This is a genomic window from Streptomyces sp. SID12488 (assembly GCF_010548275.1).
GTDB lineage: Bacteria > Actinomycetota > Actinomycetes > Streptomycetales > Streptomycetaceae > Streptomyces.
The window spans coordinates 1-17954 of record NZ_JAAGLT010000038.1 but is presented as its reverse complement, the minus strand read 5'-3'; the positions used below and the strand labels follow the sequence as shown (position 1 = coordinate 17954).

The window sequence follows — 17954 nt, the reverse complement described above, 5'->3', positions numbered from 1 at the left end:
ACGGCGTTCGCTCAGCTCGGCGGAGTGATGTGGCCCGTCACCTCGCCCAGGCCTACGCGGGTGCCGTTCGGACCCGGGGCCCAGGCGGTCAGGGTGACCTGGTCGCCGTCCTCCAGGAAGGTGCGCTTGCCGGTGGGGAGGTCGAGGGGGGCGGTGCCGTTCCAGGTGAGTTCGAGGAGGGAGCCGCGTTCTCGTTCGGTGGGGCCGCTGACCGTGCCCGAGCCGTAGAGGTCGCCGGTGCGCAGGGAGGCACCGTTGACGGTCATGTGGGCGAGTTGCTGTGCGGCCGTCCAGTACATGGTGGAGAAGGGGGGCTCGGAGATGGTGTGGCCGTTCACGGCGACGGAGATACGCAGGTCGTAGCCGCCGGGCTCCTCCTCGGCGTCGTCGAGGTAGGGAAGCAGAGGGTGGGTGCGGGCAGGCGGGGCGATACGGGCATCCTCCAGGGCGTCCAGCGGTGTGATCCACGCCGAGACGGACGTGGCGAAGGACTTGCCGAGAAACGGGCCCAGCGGGACGTACTCCCAGGCCTGGATGTCGCGGGCGGACCAGTCGTTCAGGAGGCAGAGGCCGAAGACGTGGTCCCGGAACGCTGACAGTGCCACGGGGCTGCCCATGGACGACGGTGTCCCCACCACGAAGCCGACCTCCGCCTCGATGTCCAGGCGGACCGACGGGCCGAAGAGCGGGGCCGGGTCGGTGGGGGCCTTGCGCTGGCCCGACGGGCGTACGACCTCCGTGCCGGACACCACGACCGTGCCCGAGCGGCCGTGGTAACCGATCGGCAGATGCTTCCAGTTGGGGGTCAGGGAGTCCGCGGCGTCGGGGCGGAAGATCTGGCCGACGTTCCGGGCGTGGTTCTCGGAGGCGTAGAAGTCGACGTAGTCCGCGACCTCGAAGGGAAGGTGCAGCGTCACCGACGAGAGGGGGTGCAGGAGGGGGGCGACGGCGTCCTGGTGGGACGGCACCGTGACCCAGGCCGTGAGAGCGCGGCGGATGTCGGACCAGGTGGTGCGGCCCGCGGCGAGAAGGGGGTTGAGGGTCGGGCGGGCCAGTACGGAGACGTAGGGGGAGCCGAGTGCGGCGGCTGCCGCGCCCGCGTCCAGGACATGGTCGCCGAGACGGACGCCGACCCGGCGGTCCGTGGAGCCGGCCGGGGAGAACACACCGTAAGGGAGGTTGTGCGGGCCGAAGGGGTCGCCCTCGGGGACATCGAAGGGGGGCATGGGGTGCTGCCTCGCTCTCGTGTGCCGTGTGCTCAAGTGGTCGCGCCACAGGTTACGGGTGAGTTGCGGGCTCAGGGCAGTGTCCCCAGTGTCTAAAGAGTTCGTAATGTCCGGATAAGCCTTGTCCGGAGCCTGTGATTCCGGCTTAGCGTCCTTTGGGGGACATGGACGGGGTGGGGCCGGTCCGTAGGGGGGACACGTGGGGGGACCCGTGGCCAGGAACAGCAGTGTGCCGTTTTCGGCCGACCATGCAGTGCCGGCGCTGATCGTGAAGTTCGGTGACTATCCACTGCACCACGGAGGCGTCGGGGCGATTCGCAGCCTGGGGCGGCTGGGCGTTCCGATGTACGCGATCACCGAGGACCCTTACACGCCTGCGGCCTCGTCACGCTATCTGCGGCGCGCGTTCGTCTGGCCGACCACCGGAACCGAGGAACCGGAGCGGCTCGTCGAGGGGTTGCTGCGGATCGGGAAGCGGATCGGGCGCCCCGCGGTCCTCGTTCCCACGGACGAGGAGGCGGCCGTACTGATCGCCGAGCGTCAGAAGGAACTCGGCGACGCGTTTCTCTTCCCGCGCGTGGAAGCGGGACTGCCGCGCCGGCTCGCCAGCAAACAGGGGCTGCACGAGTTGTGCGTGGAGCACGGCATACCGACTCCGGCAGCCTCCTTTCCGCGGTCGTACGACGACATCGAGCGGTTCGCGCGGACGGCACGGTTCCCGGTGGTGGCCAAGAACCGGGAGGCGTTCGTTCGGCGCGCCCGGCCCGCTGTCAACGGCACTACCCGCATCGGGAGTCGGGACGCGCTGCTGTCCCTGGCGCGCGACTGGGGTGAGTGTCCCGGCGTGATCCTTCAGGAGTACCTGCCCCGGGAGGAGGCCGAGGACTGGATCGTGCACGCCTACTTCGACGCGGACTCGAACCCGCGGGCGTTGTTCACGGGCGTGAAGGTCCGTTCCTGGCCGCCGCACGCAGGAATGACGGCAAATGCATACGTCGTCGACAATCCGGAACTCGCGGACATCGCCGAGCGTTTCATCAAACAGATCGGCTTCACCGGAATCATCGACCTCGACCTGCGCTTCGACCGGCGCGACGGACAGTACAAGCTCCTCGACTTCAACCCGCGGATGGGCGCCCAGTTCCGGCTCTTCGAGAGCGAGTCGGGCGTGGACGTCGTCCGGGCCATGCATCTCGATCTGACCGGGCGCACCGTTCCGGAGGGGGAACAGCGCGCCGGGCACCGGTACATCGTGGAGAACATCGACCTGCCCGCCCTCCTCGCCTATCGGCGCAGCGGCTACACGACGCCGCACGCGCCGACCCGGGCGAGCGGGACGGAACTGGCCTGGCTCGCGGGTGACGACCCGCTGCCGTTCGTCACGATGCTCGCCCGCTTCGTGCGGCCGGGCGCGAAGCATCTGTATCAGCTGTGGCGGACCAGCCGTCGTGGCGGTGGCTGACGACAGGGAAACAACAGAGCAGCACGAAGTGGCGAAGCAGCGTCCTGGGGAGGGACTTCGTGAATCATCCGGTAGCGGTTATCGGCGCGGGACCGTTCGGCCTGTCCACCGCCGCGCATCTGCGGGCCCGGGGCATTCCGGTGAGAGTGTTCGGCGAGCCCATGGTGAGCTGGCGGGACCACATGCCCGCCGGGATGCTCCTGAAGTCGACGCCTGCGGCCTCCAGCATCGATGCCCCGCAACGTGGTCACACCCTGGCGGACTACTGCGACGCGGCGGGGGTGCCCCGGCTGGTCACGGACGAGGACATCATCCCGGTGGAGACCTTCATCGCGTACGGCGAGTGGTTCCAGCAGCGGCTGGTGCCCGAGCTGGAGCGGGTGCGGGTGGTGTCCGTGGACCGGCGACACAAGGGCACCGACAGCCATGGCGCGAGCAGTCCCGGCAGCGGTGGTGGCTTCGAACTCAAGCTGGAATCAGGCGAGTTGTTCTCCGCGCGGGCGGTCGTGGTGGCGACAGGCCTGTCCGGGCTCGCGCATCTGCCCCCGGAGCTGGCCGACGCCGCGCCGGACGGGCCCTCGCCCACGGGACCGGTGTCCCACAGTTCGCAGCACCACGACCTGAGCCGGTTCGCGGGCAGAGAGCTGATCGTCGTAGGCGCGGGCCAGTCCGCGCTGGAGACGGCGGCGCTGGCGGCGGAGGCGGGGGCACAGGTAAGGGTGGTGTCGCGGGGGAGCGGTCGCGTCGCCTTCGGCGCGCCCCCGTGGCGGCAGCCCAGGCTGCGGCCCGAGTCGCCGTTCGGCAACGCGTGGTCGCTCTGGGCCCTCACCTACTACCCGCACCCCTACCGCTACCTCCCGGCCCGGGCCCGCCACTACCTGGTCCGCCGGGTCCTCGGACCGCTCGGGGCGTGGTGGCTGCGCGACCGGTTCGAGGGGAAGGTGCAGGTGAGTGAGGTCGCGCGGATAGTCCGGGCGGGGGTTACGGGGGCTGCAGGGGATATGGCGGCTCCGAGGGCGGCCCAGGCGCAGGGCGTGAAGGGTGCGAAGGGCGCCGGCGGTGCGGCGGAGGCGAACGGCTCGGGGAGCGGGGTGGGCTTCGTCGGCGGGCGGCCGGTGTTGACCGTGCGGGAACTGGGCGGCCGTACACGGGAGTTGTCGGCCGACCATGTCATAGCCGCGACCGGCTACCGCGTCGACATCGCCGCGATGGACTTCCTCGGGCATGAGCTGCGTACCGAGCTGGCGGTGAGCCGGGGGACGCCGAGGCTCGGTACCGGGTATGTGTCCTCGGTACCCGGGTTGTACTTCACGGGGTTGCCGGCGGCCGCTTCGTACGGGCCGGTGATGCGGTTCGTGTGCGGTACGGAGTTCGCGTCACCGCGGTTGGCGGGGCATCTGGCGGCGGCGCACGGGTAGGGCGCGGGTGGGGTGGAGGTGGGGCACGGTTCTGGCCGCCTGGTCCGCCTGGTCGGTCAACGTGTACCGCGCTCGATCTTGTGAACCAAGGGCTCGCCGCACCGTGTCGTCGGGCCGCTCGTGTCGTCCTGCACCAGTCCCCGCACCAGCCCCTGCACCAGCCCCTGCACCAGCGCCTGTGGCAGGAACTGGCGTAGGTGCCGGGGCTGTTGCTGCCGAGAGAGCGAACGTCGTCCGGTTCGGACGGAGACCGATGGGTCGAACGATCCGTATTCTCTGGATCATGGCCGCTCCCACCGCATACGCACTGATCGCCACGGACCTGGACGGAACGCTCCTGCGTGCCGACGACACGCTCTCCGACCGGTCGCGGGCCGCGCTGGCGCGCGCCACGGCCGCGGGCGCCCGGCATCTGGTCGTGACAGGGCGGCCGGCTCCGAGAGTCCGGCCGCTGCTCGACGACCTCGGCGCCGGGGGGCTCGCGGTGTGCGGGCAGGGAGCGCAGGTGTACGACGCCGGCGCGGACCGTCTGCTCTGGTCGGTGACCCTGGACCAGGAGCTGGCGGAGACCGCGCTCGGCAAGATCGAGGCCGAGGTCGGGCAGGTGTATGCCGCCGTCGACCAGGACGGTGTCGACGGGCTCACGCTCATCGAACCCGGGTATCTGATGCCGCACCCGACGCTGCCCGCCGTACGGGTGCCGCACCGGGACGACTTGTGGACCGCGCCCATCAGCAAGGTACTGCTGCGCCACCCGTCCCTGTCCGACGACGAGTTGGCGTCGGCGGCGCGCGGAGCGGTCGGTTCCCTCGCGACGGTCACCATGTCGGGGCCGGGCACCGTCGAACTCCAGCCATGCGGGATCACCAAGGCGACGGGGCTCGCGCTGGCCGCCGAGTATCTCGGACTGACCGCGTCCGCCACCATCGCCTTCGGCGACATGCCCAACGACATCCCGATGTTCGACTGGGCGGCCCACGGAGTCGCCATGGCCAACGCCCATCCCGAACTCAGGGCCGTGGCCGACGAGGTCACCCTCTCGAACGAGGACGACGGGATCGCGGTGGTGCTGGAGCGGCTGTTCGGGGGCGGGTCGGGCCGGTAGGAGGCCTGGGCCGCATACCGACCCTGGTCCGCCTAGTAGGCCCCGAACACGTTGTCGATCGATCCGTAGCGCGCCGCCGCGTAGTTGCAGGCCGCGGTGATGTTCGCGATCGGGTCGTAGGGGTCGTACGAGGTGCCGGCGACGTGGTACGCGGCGAAGGTGGGGTCGATGACCTGGAGGAGGCCCTTGGAGGGGGTGCCGGCTGCCGCGTTCGAGTCCCAGTTGTTGATGGCGTACGGGTTGCCGGACGACTCGCGTATGACGTTGCGGTAGATGCCGTCGTACGTTCCGGGGATTCCGTTCTGCGCCATGATGTCGAGCGACTCGCGGATCCAGCCGTCCAGGTTGTTCGCGTAGTACGTCGTCGTCGATGACGTGACGGACGGGGCGGCTGATGCCGTCGTCGCGGTCAGGAAGGGGATCGCCAAGGCTGCGGCGGCCGTTGTGGTGATGGCGAGTGTGCGTGTGAGTGCGAGCGGGCGGCGAGGGGTTCTCGCGCGGTGGTGCCGGGCTCGTACGGGCATGGTGGGTCCTCTCCGGCGCCTGCGAGGTGAGCTGTCGGGTTCGGGCGGGAGATGCCCGGCCGTGCGCGCTGTCGGCGTACGGCTTCACCCCTAGCCGCTCCGGCGCGAATGTCCGGACCGGCGGCCTACCTGGGTCCCCCGCTCCTGCCTGCGTGAGTCATGTGTGGGTGGGTGGGTTTTCTGCTCTGCGGGCGGTGGCAGGATTCGGCGGTCCGCCCGGCGTGGCGCGAAACGTATGCGAGAGCACACGGATGGAACAAGGGGCAGAAATGCAGGACTTGCTCATTTAGAACGCCCATTGGGGATAAAACGGGCAATAGGTAAAAGGTGGGTGGGGGGTAACTTGCCTTTTGCGAATGGGGAGTTTGAAAGGTGGGGATGGAGGGGGTGGCTTGTGGGCGTGACTCGAATCACGGAGTGGGGGTAGTGGTGACCCAGACGTAGTGGGCGGAGGTTTTGGGGTGTTTGGTGCTGCTTGCGCGCTTGTGTCCGTTGCTGAGGTGAGGTGATGTATGCGCGTCCGAGCCCGTCGGGCGGGTCGGGATGTTTATAAATGTCCATGCTTTGGGCTGATCAAAAACATTCCGGCCGTGATCCGATACCGCCTGGCCTGGACGGGCGGGCGCTCGCGGTGATCGAAACGTGACCGGATACGCTGACTTGAGTGATGGCAGCGATCTATCGACACACCGTGTGACCGCCAGTAGACACCAGCAGACAGGAGATCCCTCGTGACCGTCGTCGGGCCGTTCGGGCTGAGCGTGCGGGACCAGGCTCTCGAAGCCGATGTCCAGGCCGGATTGGCGGCTGTCGAGGAAGGGTTGCTCGAAGCCACCAAGAGCGAGGTCCCCTTCATCACGGAGGCCGCGCAGCATCTCGTACGGGCCGGCGGGAAGCGGTTCCGGCCACTGCTCGTGATGCTCGCCGCGCAGTTCGGGGACCGGCATGCGCCGGGGATCGTGCCGTCCGCGGTGGTGGTGGAGCTGACCCACCTCGCGACGCTGTATCACGACGATGTCATGGACGAGGCCGAGGTGCGGCGCGGGGTGCCCAGCGCCAACACGCGCTGGGGGAACTCCGTCGCGGTCCTCACCGGTGACTTCCTGTTCGCGCGCGCCTCGCACATCCTCGCCGACCTCGGGCCCGAGGCGGTCCGGGTGCAGGCCGAGGCGTTCGAACGGCTGGTGACCGGGCAGATCCTGGAGACGGCGGGGCCTTCGGACGGCCGGGATCCCGTCGAGCACTATCTGGACGTGCTCGGTGGCAAGACCGGTTCGCTGGTGGCCGTGGCCTGCCGGTTCGGGGCGATGATGTCCGGGGCCGACGACAGTGTCGTGGACGTGCTCACCCAGTACGGGGAGCGGCTCGGAGTCGCCTTCCAGCTCGCCGACGACGTGCTCGACATCGCGTCCGACTCGCACGAGTCGGGGAAGACGCCGGGCACTGATCTGCGGGAGGGCATTCCCACGATGCCCGTGCTGCGGCTGCGGGAGCGAGTGGCACGGCTGGGGCTGGCCGAGGATGTCGCGTTGTGCGAGTTGCTGGACTCCGACCTGAGTGACGACGCCCGGCACGCGGAGGCGCTGGCCCGGCTGCGGGCGCATCCGGCGTTGGAGCAGGCCCGGCGGGACACCGTGCGGTACGCGGAGGAGGCGCGGGCCGCGCTGGCGCCGTTGGTGGAGTGCGATGCGAAGGCCGCGTTGCGGGAGATGTGCGATGCGGTGGTGCATCGGGCGGGGTGAGGGGTTTCGCCCCGGCCGCCCTTACCCGTCCCGACCCGTCCCCTCCCTGGGGGCTGCGCCCCCAGACCCCCCTTTCGCGCTGAACGCGCTCGTCCTCAAACGCCGGACGGGCTGAATGGTGCCGGAGGTGACCCCTACGGGTCGGGGGAGGTTTCGGCTCCGCATGTCATCCCGTAGCAGTACACGGAGTTGAGCCCAAGGTCTGACGATTCCCCCGCGCCGATTTGGTGAGATGGAAACCACCACTCCTCACCGGTTCGGGTGAGAATGGCGGCTCAGGGTGGACAGGTGTGGGACTGACAGCCGCCGCCGACGACGGAGGTAAGGCACACATGGCACCGTACGAAGAGGCCAAGGCCGGGAACCGGATCGAGGCCGAGATCCAGGCCGAGGACATGCCGTCCCGGCGCCGCAAGGCCGCGCGGTACGCCGCCCCGGCTGTGGTGATCGGTCTGACGGTCGCGACGATCGGGCTGGTACCGGCGTTCGCCGGCTCCGGTGACCCCGATCTGCCGAAGATCAGCGCGCAGGAACTCATCGAGAAGATCGCAGCGTCGGACGTACAGCAACTGTCCGGCACAGTGAAGATCAGCACGGATCTGGGACTGCCCGACCTCGGCGGTCTGGAGAGCGGACTCCTGTCCGGCGGACTCGGCGGGAGCTCCGGCGACTCGGGGTCGGCCGCCGATCCGAGCGCCAAGCTCCTGGAGCTGGCCACCGGCACGCACACGGTGCGGGTCGCGCTCGACGGCCCCGACAAGCAGAAGCTGTCGCTGCTGGAGAAGGCCGCCGAGTACAGCGTCATCCACAACGGCGACGAGGTGTGGGCGTACGACAGTGCGTCGAACGAGGCGTACCACGCGACGGCCCCCGCGTCCGAGAGCGGCAAGGACAAGGGCGGGGACAAGGGCAAGGACCGGATCCTGCCCGGCGACGACACGACCGCCACGCCCGGCCAGCTCGCCGAGGAGGCCCTGAAGGCGGTCGACGACACGACCTCCGTGACCGTCGACGGCACCGCCCAGGTCGCCGGCCGGGACGCGTACAAGCTGGTCATCAAGCCGAAGGCGGCCGGATCCACGGTCGGGGCGATCAGTATCGCGGTCGACTCGAAGACCGGGACGCCCCTGAAGTTCACGCTCACCCCGGCGAGCGGCGGTGCCGCCGTCGTGGACGCCGGTTTCGTCGACGTCGACTTCGGCAAGCCCGCCGCCTCGACCTTCGACTTCACCCCGCCGAAGGGTACGAAGGTCACCGAGGAGGGCGCGGGCCAGGCCGAGGAGGAGCCCGGCAAGGTGCCCGACAAGGACTTCGGCAAGGAGTTCGAGGACGACTTCGAGGGACCCGATGGCCACGGGTGGGCGAAGGGCGCCGAGGGTGACAGCGCCGACGACGGCGTCAAGGTCATCGGCGAGGGCTGGAACTCCATCGCCACGTTCGACTCGGGGACCGAGGGCGGCGGTCTGCCGTCGGCCGACAGCTCGTCCGACGCCGGTGCGTTCGGCGGGTTCCTGGACTCCTTCGGCGACAAGGTCTCCGGCGAATTCGGTTCCGGCACGGTCTTCAAGACCCGCCTGATCAACGCCCTGATGACGGACGACGGCAAGCTCTACGTCGGCGCCGTCACGAAGGACGCCCTGGTCAAGGCGGCCGACGCAGCCAAGTAACTCCCGTAAGGGAACCGTCGTACACGCATGACGATTGAGGGAGCCCATGGAGGAACCGTCCGCCGCGGAGCCGCAGAAGGTGGACCGGGATGACGACGACGCGGTCATCGTCACCCGGGCCCTCACCAAGCGCTACCGCGGCGGACAGCTCGCCGTCGACGCTCTCGACCTGACCGTCCCGGCGGGCAGCGTCTTCGGCTTCCTCGGGCCCAACGGCTCCGGCAAGACGACGACCATCCGCATGCTGATGGGCCTGATCGAGCCGACGTCGGGCACGGCGCGGGTGCTGGGGCGGCCGATGCCCCGCGCCACCCGCGCCGTCCTGCCCCACGTCGGCGCGCTCATCGAGGGCCCCGCGCTGTACGGCTTCCTCTCGGGCCGCGACAACCTCGCACGGTACGACGCCGCCGACCCGACCGCCGATCCGCGCACCCGGCGCACACGCGTCGCGACGGCGCTGGACCGGGTGGGCCTGACGGCCGCCGCCGGCAAGAAGGCGAAGGCGTACTCGCTGGGCATGAAACAACGGCTCGGCCTCGCGGCGGCTCTGCTCCAGCCCCGCCGACTGCTCGTCCTCGATGAGCCGACCAACGGGCTCGATCCACAGGGGATGCGCGAAATCCGTTCCCTGGTCCGGGAGTTGGCATTGGACGGCACGACCGTCTTCCTCTCCTCCCACCTCCTCGACGAGATCGAGCAGGTCTGTACGCACGCCGCCGTGATGGCGCAGGGACGGCTGATCACCCAGGGCCCGGTCGCCGAGTTGGCCGCCGGAGCCCGCGGCCGGCTGGTCGTGACGACGCCCGACCCGGCGGACGCGGCCCGCGTGCTCAAGGAACAAGGTGTCGGCGACGTGGTCGTGACCGAGGACCGCGACCGGGTGACCGGCGAGGTGCCGGACGGCGACCGCGAACTGGCCGATCTGAATGCCGCGTTGGTCGGCGCGGGCGTCCGCGTCCGGGGCTTCGGCGTCGAACGGGCTTCCCTGGAGGACGCGTTCGTGGCGCTGACGGGGGAGGGCTTCGATGTCGCAGGCTGAGACGAGCGCCCCCAAGGGGCGCGGGGAACTGCGCGACAAGCCACAACCAACCGTCAGCCACCGAACGACCTTCCTCGGCACGCTCTTCCGCAACGAACTTCTCACCACCTTCCGTCGCTGGCGCACCCTCGCACTGCTCGGCGTACTGGCGGCGGTACCGATCCTCGTCGGCATAGCGGTCAAGATCGAGACAGACGACGGTTCCTCGGCCGGCCCCGCCGGAGGCGGCCCCGCGTTCATCTCGCAGATCAGCAACAACGGTCTGTTCCTGGTGTTCACGGCGCTGGCCGCGACCCTCCCCTTCTTCCTCCCGATGGCCATCGGCGTCATCGCGGGCGACGCGATCGCCGGCGAGTCGAGCGCGGGCACGCTCCGCTATCTGCTGGTCGCCCCGGCCGGCCGCACCCGCCTGCTCCTCACCAAGTACGCGACCACGCTGACGTTCTGCCTGGTGGCGACCCTGGTGGTGGCGATATCGGCACTCACCGTCGGCGCGTTCCTCTTCCCGCTCGGCGACCTGATGACGATCTCCGGTACGAGCATCAGCTTCACGGAGGGCCTCGGGCGGGCGCTGCTGATCGCGCTGGTCGTCGCCGCGTCACTGATCGGCGTGGCGGCGCTCGGCCTGTTCATCTCCACCCTGACGAGCAGCGGCATCGCCGCGATGGCGACGACGGTCGGTCTGCTCATCACCGTCCAGATCCTCGACCAGATTCCCCAACTGCACGCGCTCCAGCCGTACTTCTTCTCCCACTACTGGCTGTCCTTCGCCGACCTGATGCGCGAACCGGTCTACTGGGACGACCTGGTGAAGAACCTCGGCATCCAGGCCCTGTACGCGGTGGTGTTCGGCTCGGCGGCCTGGGCCCGCTTCACGACGAAGGACATCACTGCCTGAACCCCGGACCCGCGTCGAAGAACGTCTTCGCGCGGGTGAGCGCGTCGGTGTCGTTCAGTACGTCACCGGGCTTGCTCCCGTTGCCGAGCAGCACCCCGCCGAACCGCATCTCCATGTAGGCGGCCGAGTTGCTGAGCGTACCGACCAGCGGGTCGGCGTACGCCTGCTCCGTGGCCGCGAGGACGGTGACACCCCACAGGGTGCGCCCGGCGAGGGTGTCCTTGAAGTCCAGGCCGGGCGTGCGCAGCCAGCCCGACCAGTGGTCGAGGTAGCGCTTCACGGAGGCGGACACCGAGTACCAGTACAGCGGCGAGGCGATCACGATGTCCGTGGCCGCGAGCGTGGCGTCGAGCAGGAGAGCCGCGTTGTCCCCGCTGGGCCGGACGTGGTCCGTGTCGTGGCGCAGGTCCTCGAAGTCGGGCAGCGGGTGCTCGGTGAGACTCAGCCAACGCTGCTCGACATCGGCGGGCAGCTGTTCGGCGGCCCTGCGGGCGAGCGCCTCGGTGTTGCCGTCGCTGCGGCTGCTGCCCAGCAGGAAGAGAAAGCTGCGGCTCATGGTCGGCCCCCTGTGTGGTCGGCGTACGGCGGGTGCGCGTAGGGATTGTGTGCGCGCGAGTTTTACATGCGTGCACAGTATATGCGCGTGCATTAATATCTGGCCACTCCTCCTGGCCACTCCTCCTTGGCCGCTCTCCTTGCTCGGCCCTCCCCGGCCACCCCCCCGGTCAGCCCTCGCTACCGTGCCAGGGGTGCCCGTAGTCCCGCCCGTTCCTCCGCCTCTGCCATGACCCGGAGCAGCGTCTCCTCCTCACCGTGGCGGGCCACCACCTGGAGTCCGACCGGGCAGCCGTCCGGGCCGAAGCCTGCGGGGATGCTCGCCGCCGGGTGCCCGCTGAGGTTGAACGCCCAGGTGAGCGCGGTCGAGTACCGGTCACGCGGGCCCTCGTGGCCGTGCGGCGGGTTCGGCGTGGTGGGGGTCAGCAGCAGGTCGGCCCGGCTGAACAGGTCCGCCAGTCGCCGGTCGTTGACTGTGCGCAGCCGGTACGCCGCCGCCGTGTCGCCGGGTGAACCGTCGCGCGTCTCCGGCGCCCGCAGCGCCAGCCAGGCCGGCCCCGGGTCGTCGAGGCGCACGGGGGCATCGCCCGGCGGCAGCAGCCGTACGACCCCGGCACCGTCGAGCCGCAGCGCGGCGCCGTGCGCGACGAGGGCGGGCCCGGGATCGGTGCGGGCGAAACCGAGGGAGTCGGACCAGACGGCGGTGAGGGGGCGTCGCGCGTCCTCCTGGTCGCCGCCGCTCGGCGTGCCGCCTGCCGTATCCACCGCGCGCCCGTCACCTCCGGCCACGCACTGCCAGTACGCGCGCAGGTCCGCAGCCCGCCGGGCGACGGCCCCGGCCGTGCTCAGCCCCGTCCGGTCGGGATGCGGCAGGCGCCCGTTCGTCGACTTGAGGCCGAACACCCCGCACCAGGCGGCCGGGATACGGACGGACCCGGCCCCGTCCGCGCCGGTCGCCAGCGGTACCAGGCCCGTTGCCACCGCCGCCGCGGCCCCGGCCGACGAACCGCCCGGCACCCGGTCCGCCCGCCACGGGTTGACCGTCCGTCCGCCGGACCCAAGTCCCCATGTCTGCCAGGGAGTTCCAGACCCGGGCGCCGGTACGGACGTGGCGCCCAACGCCACACATCCGGCGGCGGTCAGCCGTACCGCGTCCGCCGCGCGCTCCCCGTACCGCCCCTTCACCGCGAACGGAACGCCCGCGAGCGGCAACCGCACACCCGCGGCGACCTGTTCGTCGACCTCGCGCGCCCGCCGTACCGCCGCCTCGCCCCACACCTCCGTGAACGCGCACAACTCCGGTTCCACGACGGCGATCCGCGCGAGCGCGGCCGTGACGACATCGACGGCCATCACCTCCCGTGCCCGTACGGCGGCGGCGATTTCCGAGATCAGGAGATCCGTCATGCCGCATTCTCCTGTTCCAGGCCGAAGCCGAAGCCGAAGCCGAAGCCGAAGCCGAAGCCGAAGCCGTGGCAGGCGGCGGGGACGGCCAACTCGGCCGACGTGCCGACCGGTTGACCGTCCCCTGTGGAACCTGTGGAACCTGTGGTGCTCGCGGTGCCTGTGGCAGGTGTGCGCGTGGTTACTCCGACAGCTTCCACACGGCGTACGCGGCGGCGTCGCTGTTGCGGTCGAGGGCGGTGTCGTTGATGTTGGCCGTGGTGTCGCAGGACGAGTGGTAGCAACGGTCGAACGCCAGGCCCGACGTACCGCCCCACTTGGTCGCCTGCGCGGCCGTCTTGATGTAGTCGGCGCCGCTGAACAGACCGCCGACAGGGACGCCCACGTTCTTGAAGGGCGCGTGGTCGGAGCGGCCGTCGCCCTCGGTCTCGATCTCGGTCGCCACGCCGATGCCGGCGTAGTAGTCCTTGAAGGTCTGCTCGATGGTCGGGTCGTCGTCGTAGACGAAGTAGCCGGGGTTCGGCGAGCCGATCATGTCGAAGTTCAGATAGCCCTTGATGCGTGAACGGTTCGTGGAGGAGAGGTTGTTGACGTAGTACTTGGACCCCACCATGCCCAGCTCCTCCGCTCCCCACCAGCCGAATCTCAGATGCTTTGTGGGCTGGTACTGGGCGCGGGAGACGGCGAGCGCGATCTCCAGGACGGCGGCCGAGCCACTGCCGTTGTCGTTGATGCCGGCGCCGGCGGTCACGCTGTCGAGGTGCGAGCCCGCCATGATCACCTGGTTGGTGTCGCCGCCGGGCCAGTCGGCGATCAGGTTGTAGCCGGTACGGCTGGACGCGGTGAACTGCTGGATGGTCGTGGTGAATCCGGCCGCGTCCAGCTTGGCCTTCACGTAGTCGAGCGAGGCACGGTAGCCGGTTCTGCCGTGCGCCCGGTTGCCGCCGTTGGCGGTGGCTATGGACTGCAACTGGGTCAGGTGCGCCTTGACGTTGGCCAGGGGCAGGTCGGGAGCGGCGGCGAGCGTGACGGCCGGCGCGGAGTCGGGGGCAGGGGCCGCGCCGGCTGCCGTGCCCGTGGTGAGGAGCGCGGTGGAGGCGAGCACGGTGACGGCCACAGCGGTGGCTGCGGCGCGTCCGGGAACCGAGAGCTTCATGTGGGGGCTCCGAATTCCTTGGGAATCGCAGGGATTCCACAGTGGATAGGTGCCTGGATGGTGAAGCTCTGGCTAACGGTTCGTCAAGAGCGCTATATGGACAGGCAGTTCGCATACCGGACGAACATGGACATGACCAGTGGCGTGTGCATCCAGTAAGTGCCTAGTGCACGCAGTATTCGTTCCCCTCCGGGTCGGTCATCACCACCCACTCGCCGCCCGCCTCCCGCACCGCCCGCAGCACACTCGCCCCCAGCCCCGTCAGCCGCTCGACCTCGGCCGCGCGCCGGTCCGGCCCCGGGTGCAGATCGAGGTGGAGCCGGTTCTTGCCTGTCTTCGGCTCCGGTACGCGCTGGAAGAGCAGCCGCCGCCCGAGCCCGGTCCCGCTCTCCTCCTGGTACGGGTCACCGGGATGCCGTACGGCGGCCAGGTCCCGCCAGGCGCGGCGTCCGTGCGACTCGACGGTCAGCTCGGCCGGTACGGCCCCGAGGCCCAGCAGGCGGTCGACCAGCGCGCTGTGGTCCTCGACCGTGTACGCGAGCGCGGCGGCCCAGAAGTCGGCCTGCGCGTGCGGATCCGCGCAGTCGATGACCAGCTTCCAATGGACGGGGACGGGGACGGGGACGGGGACGGGGGTCGGGGCGTCTTGGGCGGGCGTCTGTGTCATGAAGACCACTTATAACGCGTCGCACTGACAGTGCCTTGCTGTACACCGCTGCGCGCCCGCTGTCAGTGGCGTACGTCCTGCGCGGCCTCCATCACCGGCGGTACGAGGACCGGGTCGGCGGCCGTCCTGAGTGCCCGCGCTCCCCGCCGGGCCGCCCGCAGCGCGTCCCACGTCAGCAGGGCCAGGGCCAGCCACACCAGCGCGAACCCTGCCCAGCGCTCCGGCGGCATGGCCTCGTGGAAGTAGAAGATGCCCAGGAGGAACTGGAAGACCGGGGCCAGGTACTGGAGCAGGCCCAGCGTCGACAGCGGCACCCGTATCGCCGCCGCGCCGAAGCAGACCAGCGGGAGCGCGGTCACGATGCCGGTCGCCGCGAGCAGGGCCGTGTGCCCGGCGCCGTGCGCGCCGAAGGTCGCCTCGCCCCGGCCGCCCAGCCAGAGCAGATATGCCAGCGCGGGCAGGAACAGAACCGCGGTCTCGGCGGCCAGCGACTCCACCCCGCCCATGTTGACCTTCTTCTTCAGCAGGCCGTACGTGGCGAAGGAGAAGGCCAGGCAGAGGGAGATCCAGGGCGGCCGGCCGTATCCGATCGTCAGGACGAGCACGGCGGCCAGACAGACGCCGACCGCCGTCCACTGCACTGGCCGCAGCCGTTCCTTCAGCAGGAGCACGCCCATGGCGATGGTGACGAGCGGGTTGATGAAGTAGCCGAGGGAGGCCTCGACCACGTGTCCGGTGTTCACCGCCCAGATGTAGACGCCCCAGTTGACCGTGATGAGCGCTGCCGCGACCGTGATCAGCGCCAGTCGGCGCGGTTGCCGCAGCAACTCGCCCGCCCAGGCCCAGCGGCGCAGCGCCAGCAGGGCGATGCCGACGACGGCGAGGGACCACACCATCCGGTGGGCCAGGATCTCGACCGCCCCGGACGGCTTCAGCAGCGGCCAGAAGAGCGGGACGATGCCCCACATCCCGTACGCCGCGAAGCCGTTCAGCAGACCTGTGCGCCGCTCGCTCGTCGGCTTGCCGGCCACCGGCGTCTCCCCTCGTACCAGCACATGAACATATGGACGTGCGTTCACGACGGTAACGCCGAGCGCCCCCGGCTGTCATGTTCGTATCGGCATACGGTCATGACAGTCGGGGGCGGGCATCCTCAGGGGCGCCACGGGGGAGTACGCGCCCCTGAGGGGTATCGGGGGTCAGGCCTTGAGCGCGGCGGCGATCGACTCGGCGATCGGCGTGGTCGGGCGGCCGGTCAGGCGGGACAGATCGCCCGGGGTACCGGCCAGCTCGCCCTGCGCGATGGACGCGTCCACGCCGGCGAGGATCGTGGCGAGGCCCTCGGGCAGGCCGACGCCGGTCAGGATGCCGATGAGGACCTCGACGGAGACGGCGTTGTAGGCGACGTCCTTGCCGGACTGCTTGGACACCTCGGCCGCGTACTCGGCGAAGCTCCAGTTGGTGTCGCCGCTGAGCTCGTACGTCGAGTTCTCGTGGCCCTCGCCGGTCAGCACCGCGACAGCGGCGGCGGCGTAGTCGGCGCGCGCGGCGGAGGCGACCCGGCCCTCGCCGGCGGCCTGGGTGACACCGTGCTCGAGGGCGACGGCGAGCTGCTCGGTGTAGTTCTCGTTGTACCAGCCGTTGCGCAGCAGCGAGTAGGTGATGCCGGACTCGAGGATCGCCGCCTCGGTGCCCTTGTGGTCGTCGGCGAGCGCGGCCGTCAGGGTGCCCGGGGCGCTGGTGTACGCGAGCAGCGCGGCGCCCGCGGCCTTGGCGGCGTCGAGGACGATCTTGTGCTGGCCGACGCGGCCCTTGTCGAACTCGTTGCCGGAGATGAGCAGCACCTTGTCACCGGCGGCTATGACACCGTCGAAGGTCTCGGGCTCGTTGTAGTTGGCGACCGCGATCTTCACACCGCGGGCCGCGAAGCCGGAGGCCTTGTCCGCGTCGCGCACGACGGCGGTGATCTGGTCGGCCGGAACCTTCTCCAGCAGCTGCTCGACTACGTGACGACCGAGGTGGCCGGTGGCTCCGGTGACGACGATGCTCATTGCGTATCTCCTTGTGGGGTGCGGGCTGGCACTAACCCTAGGGGAAGCGCTAACTTCAGGAAAGTACCCACTTTCAAGTAAGGTACTTACATGGAAGTAAGTGGGGCAACGAGTAAAACGAGTAAAGCGGCGAGTGAAGCAGTGAGTACGTCAACAGGCGGCGAGACCGAAGTCATCGCCAAGCAGGGTGCGGGCAAGTACGAGACGGTCGACGCAGAGGGCATGTGTCCGCACCGCCTGGTCCTGGAGCACGTCACCAGCCGGTGGGGTGTGCTCGTCCTCATGGAGCTGCTGGAGCGCCCGTACCGCTTCAGCGAGCTGCGCCGGGCCATCGGCAGGGTCAGCGAGAAGATGCTGACGCAGACCCTCCAGACGCTGGAGCGCGACGGCCTGGTCCACCGGGACGCGAAGCCGGTCATCCCGCCCCGCGTCGACTACTCGCTCACCGACCTCGGTCGCGAGGCCGCCGCCCAGGTCAAGGCACTGGCCGCCTGGACGGCGGAGCGCATGCCGGACGTGGACGAGGCCCGCCGGACCTACGACGAGGCCCGGGCCGAAAGGACGACCCGGGCCCAGTAGCCACTCGTACCGCCTGTCCGGTCCGTCTATCCGACGACGGTCCAGGTGTCGCCGCCGGCGAGGAGGGCGCTGAGGTCGCCTTTGCCGTTCTGGACGATCGCGGTGTCGAGTTGTTCGGCCATCTGTGTGTCGTAGACGGGTCGGTCGACGGAGCGCAAGACGCCGATGGGTGTGTGGTGCAGGGTGTCGGGGTCGGCGAGGCGGGAGAGTGCGAAGGCATTGGTCGGGGACGTGGTGTGTGTGTCGTGGACGAGCACGTCGTTCTCGTTGTCGGGGGTGACGGCGACGACTTTCAGGTCGCCGGTGGCCGGGTCCCGTACGACGCCTTTGGCGCGGTCGGCTCCGAAGCGGATGGGTTGTCCGTGTTCGAGGCGGATCACGGCTTCCTCGGCCTGTTGGCGGTCTTTGAGGACTTCGAAGGCGCCGTCGTTGAAGATGTTGCAGTTCTGGTAGATCTCGAC

Annotated in this window: 16 protein-coding genes, 1 pseudogene and 1 riboswitch; of the genes and pseudogenes, 8 read left to right on the top strand and 9 right to left on the bottom strand. The window is 69.8% G+C overall.

Translation table 11 applies throughout. The features are described 5' to 3' along the window. Nucleotides 1-11: 11 nt before the first annotated feature. The gene (gene fahA, locus G3I56_RS37510; RefSeq protein WP_164417078.1) at nucleotides 12-1226 is read right to left on the bottom strand and encodes a fumarylacetoacetase; all 1215 of its coding nucleotides are present in this window, start codon (nucleotides 1224-1226) and stop codon (nucleotides 12-14) included. 229 nt (nucleotides 1227-1455) lie between these two features. Here fahA and G3I56_RS37505 point away from each other — a divergent pair, with 229 nt between their 5' ends. The 3 genes from G3I56_RS37505 to G3I56_RS37495 all read left to right on the top strand — a co-directional run bounded on the left by G3I56_RS37505 (nucleotide 1456) and on the right by G3I56_RS37495 (nucleotide 5211). Next, a complete protein-coding gene (locus G3I56_RS37505; protein ID WP_164417076.1) occupies nucleotides 1456-2688 on the top strand; it encodes an ATP-grasp domain-containing protein in 1233 nt (410 codons plus the stop codon). 59 nt (nucleotides 2689-2747) lie between these two features. Beyond that, nucleotides 2748-4106, top strand: a complete 1359-nt coding sequence (locus G3I56_RS37500; protein ID WP_164417074.1) for an FAD-dependent oxidoreductase — start codon at nucleotides 2748-2750, stop codon at nucleotides 4104-4106. A 283-nt stretch (nucleotides 4107-4389) separates the two neighbouring features. Continuing rightward, a complete protein-coding gene (locus G3I56_RS37495; protein ID WP_164417073.1) occupies nucleotides 4390-5211 on the top strand; it encodes an HAD family hydrolase in 822 nt (273 codons plus the stop codon). Nucleotides 5212-5243: 32 nt separating this feature from the next. Here G3I56_RS37495 and G3I56_RS37490 read toward each other — a convergent pair whose 3' ends face one another. After that, nucleotides 5244-5735 (bottom strand): transglycosylase SLT domain-containing protein, encoded by a 492-nt coding sequence (locus G3I56_RS37490; protein WP_164417071.1) that lies wholly within the window; start codon nucleotides 5733-5735, stop codon nucleotides 5244-5246. A 3-nt stretch (nucleotides 5736-5738) separates the two neighbouring features. After that, nucleotides 5739-5905, bottom strand: a riboswitch (cyclic di-AMP (ydaO/yuaA leader). 561 nt (nucleotides 5906-6466) lie between these two features. On the opposite strand from G3I56_RS37490, the gene G3I56_RS37485 reads away from it, so the two are divergent. The 4 genes from G3I56_RS37485 (at nucleotide 6467) to G3I56_RS37470 (ending at nucleotide 11081) form a co-directional block, all read left to right on the top strand. After that, nucleotides 6467-7477, top strand: a complete 1011-nt coding sequence (locus G3I56_RS37485) for a polyprenyl synthetase family protein (protein WP_164417069.1) — start codon at nucleotides 6467-6469, stop codon at nucleotides 7475-7477. A gap of 332 nt (nucleotides 7478-7809) precedes the next feature. Further along, nucleotides 7810-9144, top strand: coding sequence for an outer membrane lipoprotein carrier protein LolA (locus tag G3I56_RS37480; protein ID WP_164417067.1), 1335 nt, complete (start codon nucleotides 7810-7812; stop codon nucleotides 9142-9144). A 46-nt stretch (nucleotides 9145-9190) separates the two neighbouring features. Further along, on the top strand, nucleotides 9191-10183 hold the full coding sequence (locus tag G3I56_RS37475; RefSeq protein WP_164417064.1) for an ABC transporter ATP-binding protein: 993 nt from the start codon (nucleotides 9191-9193) through the stop codon (nucleotides 10181-10183). Then, nucleotides 10170-11081 (top strand): ABC transporter permease, encoded by a 912-nt coding sequence (locus G3I56_RS37470; protein ID WP_164417062.1) that lies wholly within the window; start codon nucleotides 10170-10172, stop codon nucleotides 11079-11081. The genes G3I56_RS37475 and G3I56_RS37470 overlap by 14 nt, the downstream gene beginning before the upstream one ends. Here the strand turns inward: G3I56_RS37470 and G3I56_RS37465 are convergent. The 6 genes from G3I56_RS37465 to G3I56_RS37440 all read right to left on the bottom strand — a co-directional run bounded on the left by G3I56_RS37465 (nucleotide 11071) and on the right by G3I56_RS37440 (nucleotide 16914). Next, the gene (locus G3I56_RS37465; protein WP_164417060.1) at nucleotides 11071-11637 is read right to left on the bottom strand and encodes an NAD(P)H-dependent oxidoreductase; all 567 of its coding nucleotides are present in this window, start codon (nucleotides 11635-11637) and stop codon (nucleotides 11071-11073) included. The genes G3I56_RS37470 and G3I56_RS37465 overlap by 11 nt on opposite strands. A 179-nt stretch (nucleotides 11638-11816) precedes the next feature. Beyond that, complete coding sequence (locus G3I56_RS37460) at nucleotides 11817-13043, bottom strand: amidase (RefSeq protein ID WP_164417058.1); 1227 nt, start codon at nucleotides 13041-13043, stop codon at nucleotides 11817-11819. Nucleotides 13044-13221: 178 nt separating this feature from the next. Beyond that, on the bottom strand, nucleotides 13222-14196 hold the full coding sequence (locus tag G3I56_RS37455; protein ID WP_164417056.1) for a M28 family metallopeptidase: 975 nt from the start codon (nucleotides 14194-14196) through the stop codon (nucleotides 13222-13224). A gap of 163 nt (nucleotides 14197-14359) precedes the next feature. Further along, nucleotides 14360-14863: a VOC family protein gene (locus G3I56_RS37450; RefSeq protein WP_164417054.1), complete on the bottom strand. Its 504-nt coding sequence runs from the start codon at nucleotides 14861-14863 to the stop codon at nucleotides 14360-14362. Between the two features lie 62 nt (nucleotides 14864-14925). Continuing rightward, a complete protein-coding gene (rarD, locus tag G3I56_RS37445) occupies nucleotides 14926-15894 on the bottom strand; it encodes an EamA family transporter RarD (RefSeq protein WP_164417052.1) in 969 nt (322 codons plus the stop codon). A gap of 168 nt (nucleotides 15895-16062) precedes the next feature. Then, nucleotides 16063-16914: an NAD(P)H-binding protein gene (locus G3I56_RS37440; RefSeq protein WP_164417050.1), complete on the bottom strand. Its 852-nt coding sequence runs from the start codon at nucleotides 16912-16914 to the stop codon at nucleotides 16063-16065. Between the two features lie 222 nt (nucleotides 16915-17136). Here G3I56_RS37440 and G3I56_RS37435 point away from each other — a divergent pair, with 222 nt between their 5' ends. Beyond that, the gene (locus tag G3I56_RS37435; RefSeq protein ID WP_203691584.1) at nucleotides 17137-17493 is read left to right on the top strand and encodes a helix-turn-helix domain-containing protein; all 357 of its coding nucleotides are present in this window, start codon (nucleotides 17137-17139) and stop codon (nucleotides 17491-17493) included. Nucleotides 17494-17519: 26 nt separating this feature from the next. Here the strand turns inward: G3I56_RS37435 and G3I56_RS37430 are convergent. Beyond that, nucleotides 17520-17954 (bottom strand): annotated as a pseudogene (locus tag G3I56_RS37430) (2-oxoacid:ferredoxin oxidoreductase subunit beta); the annotation flags it as partial.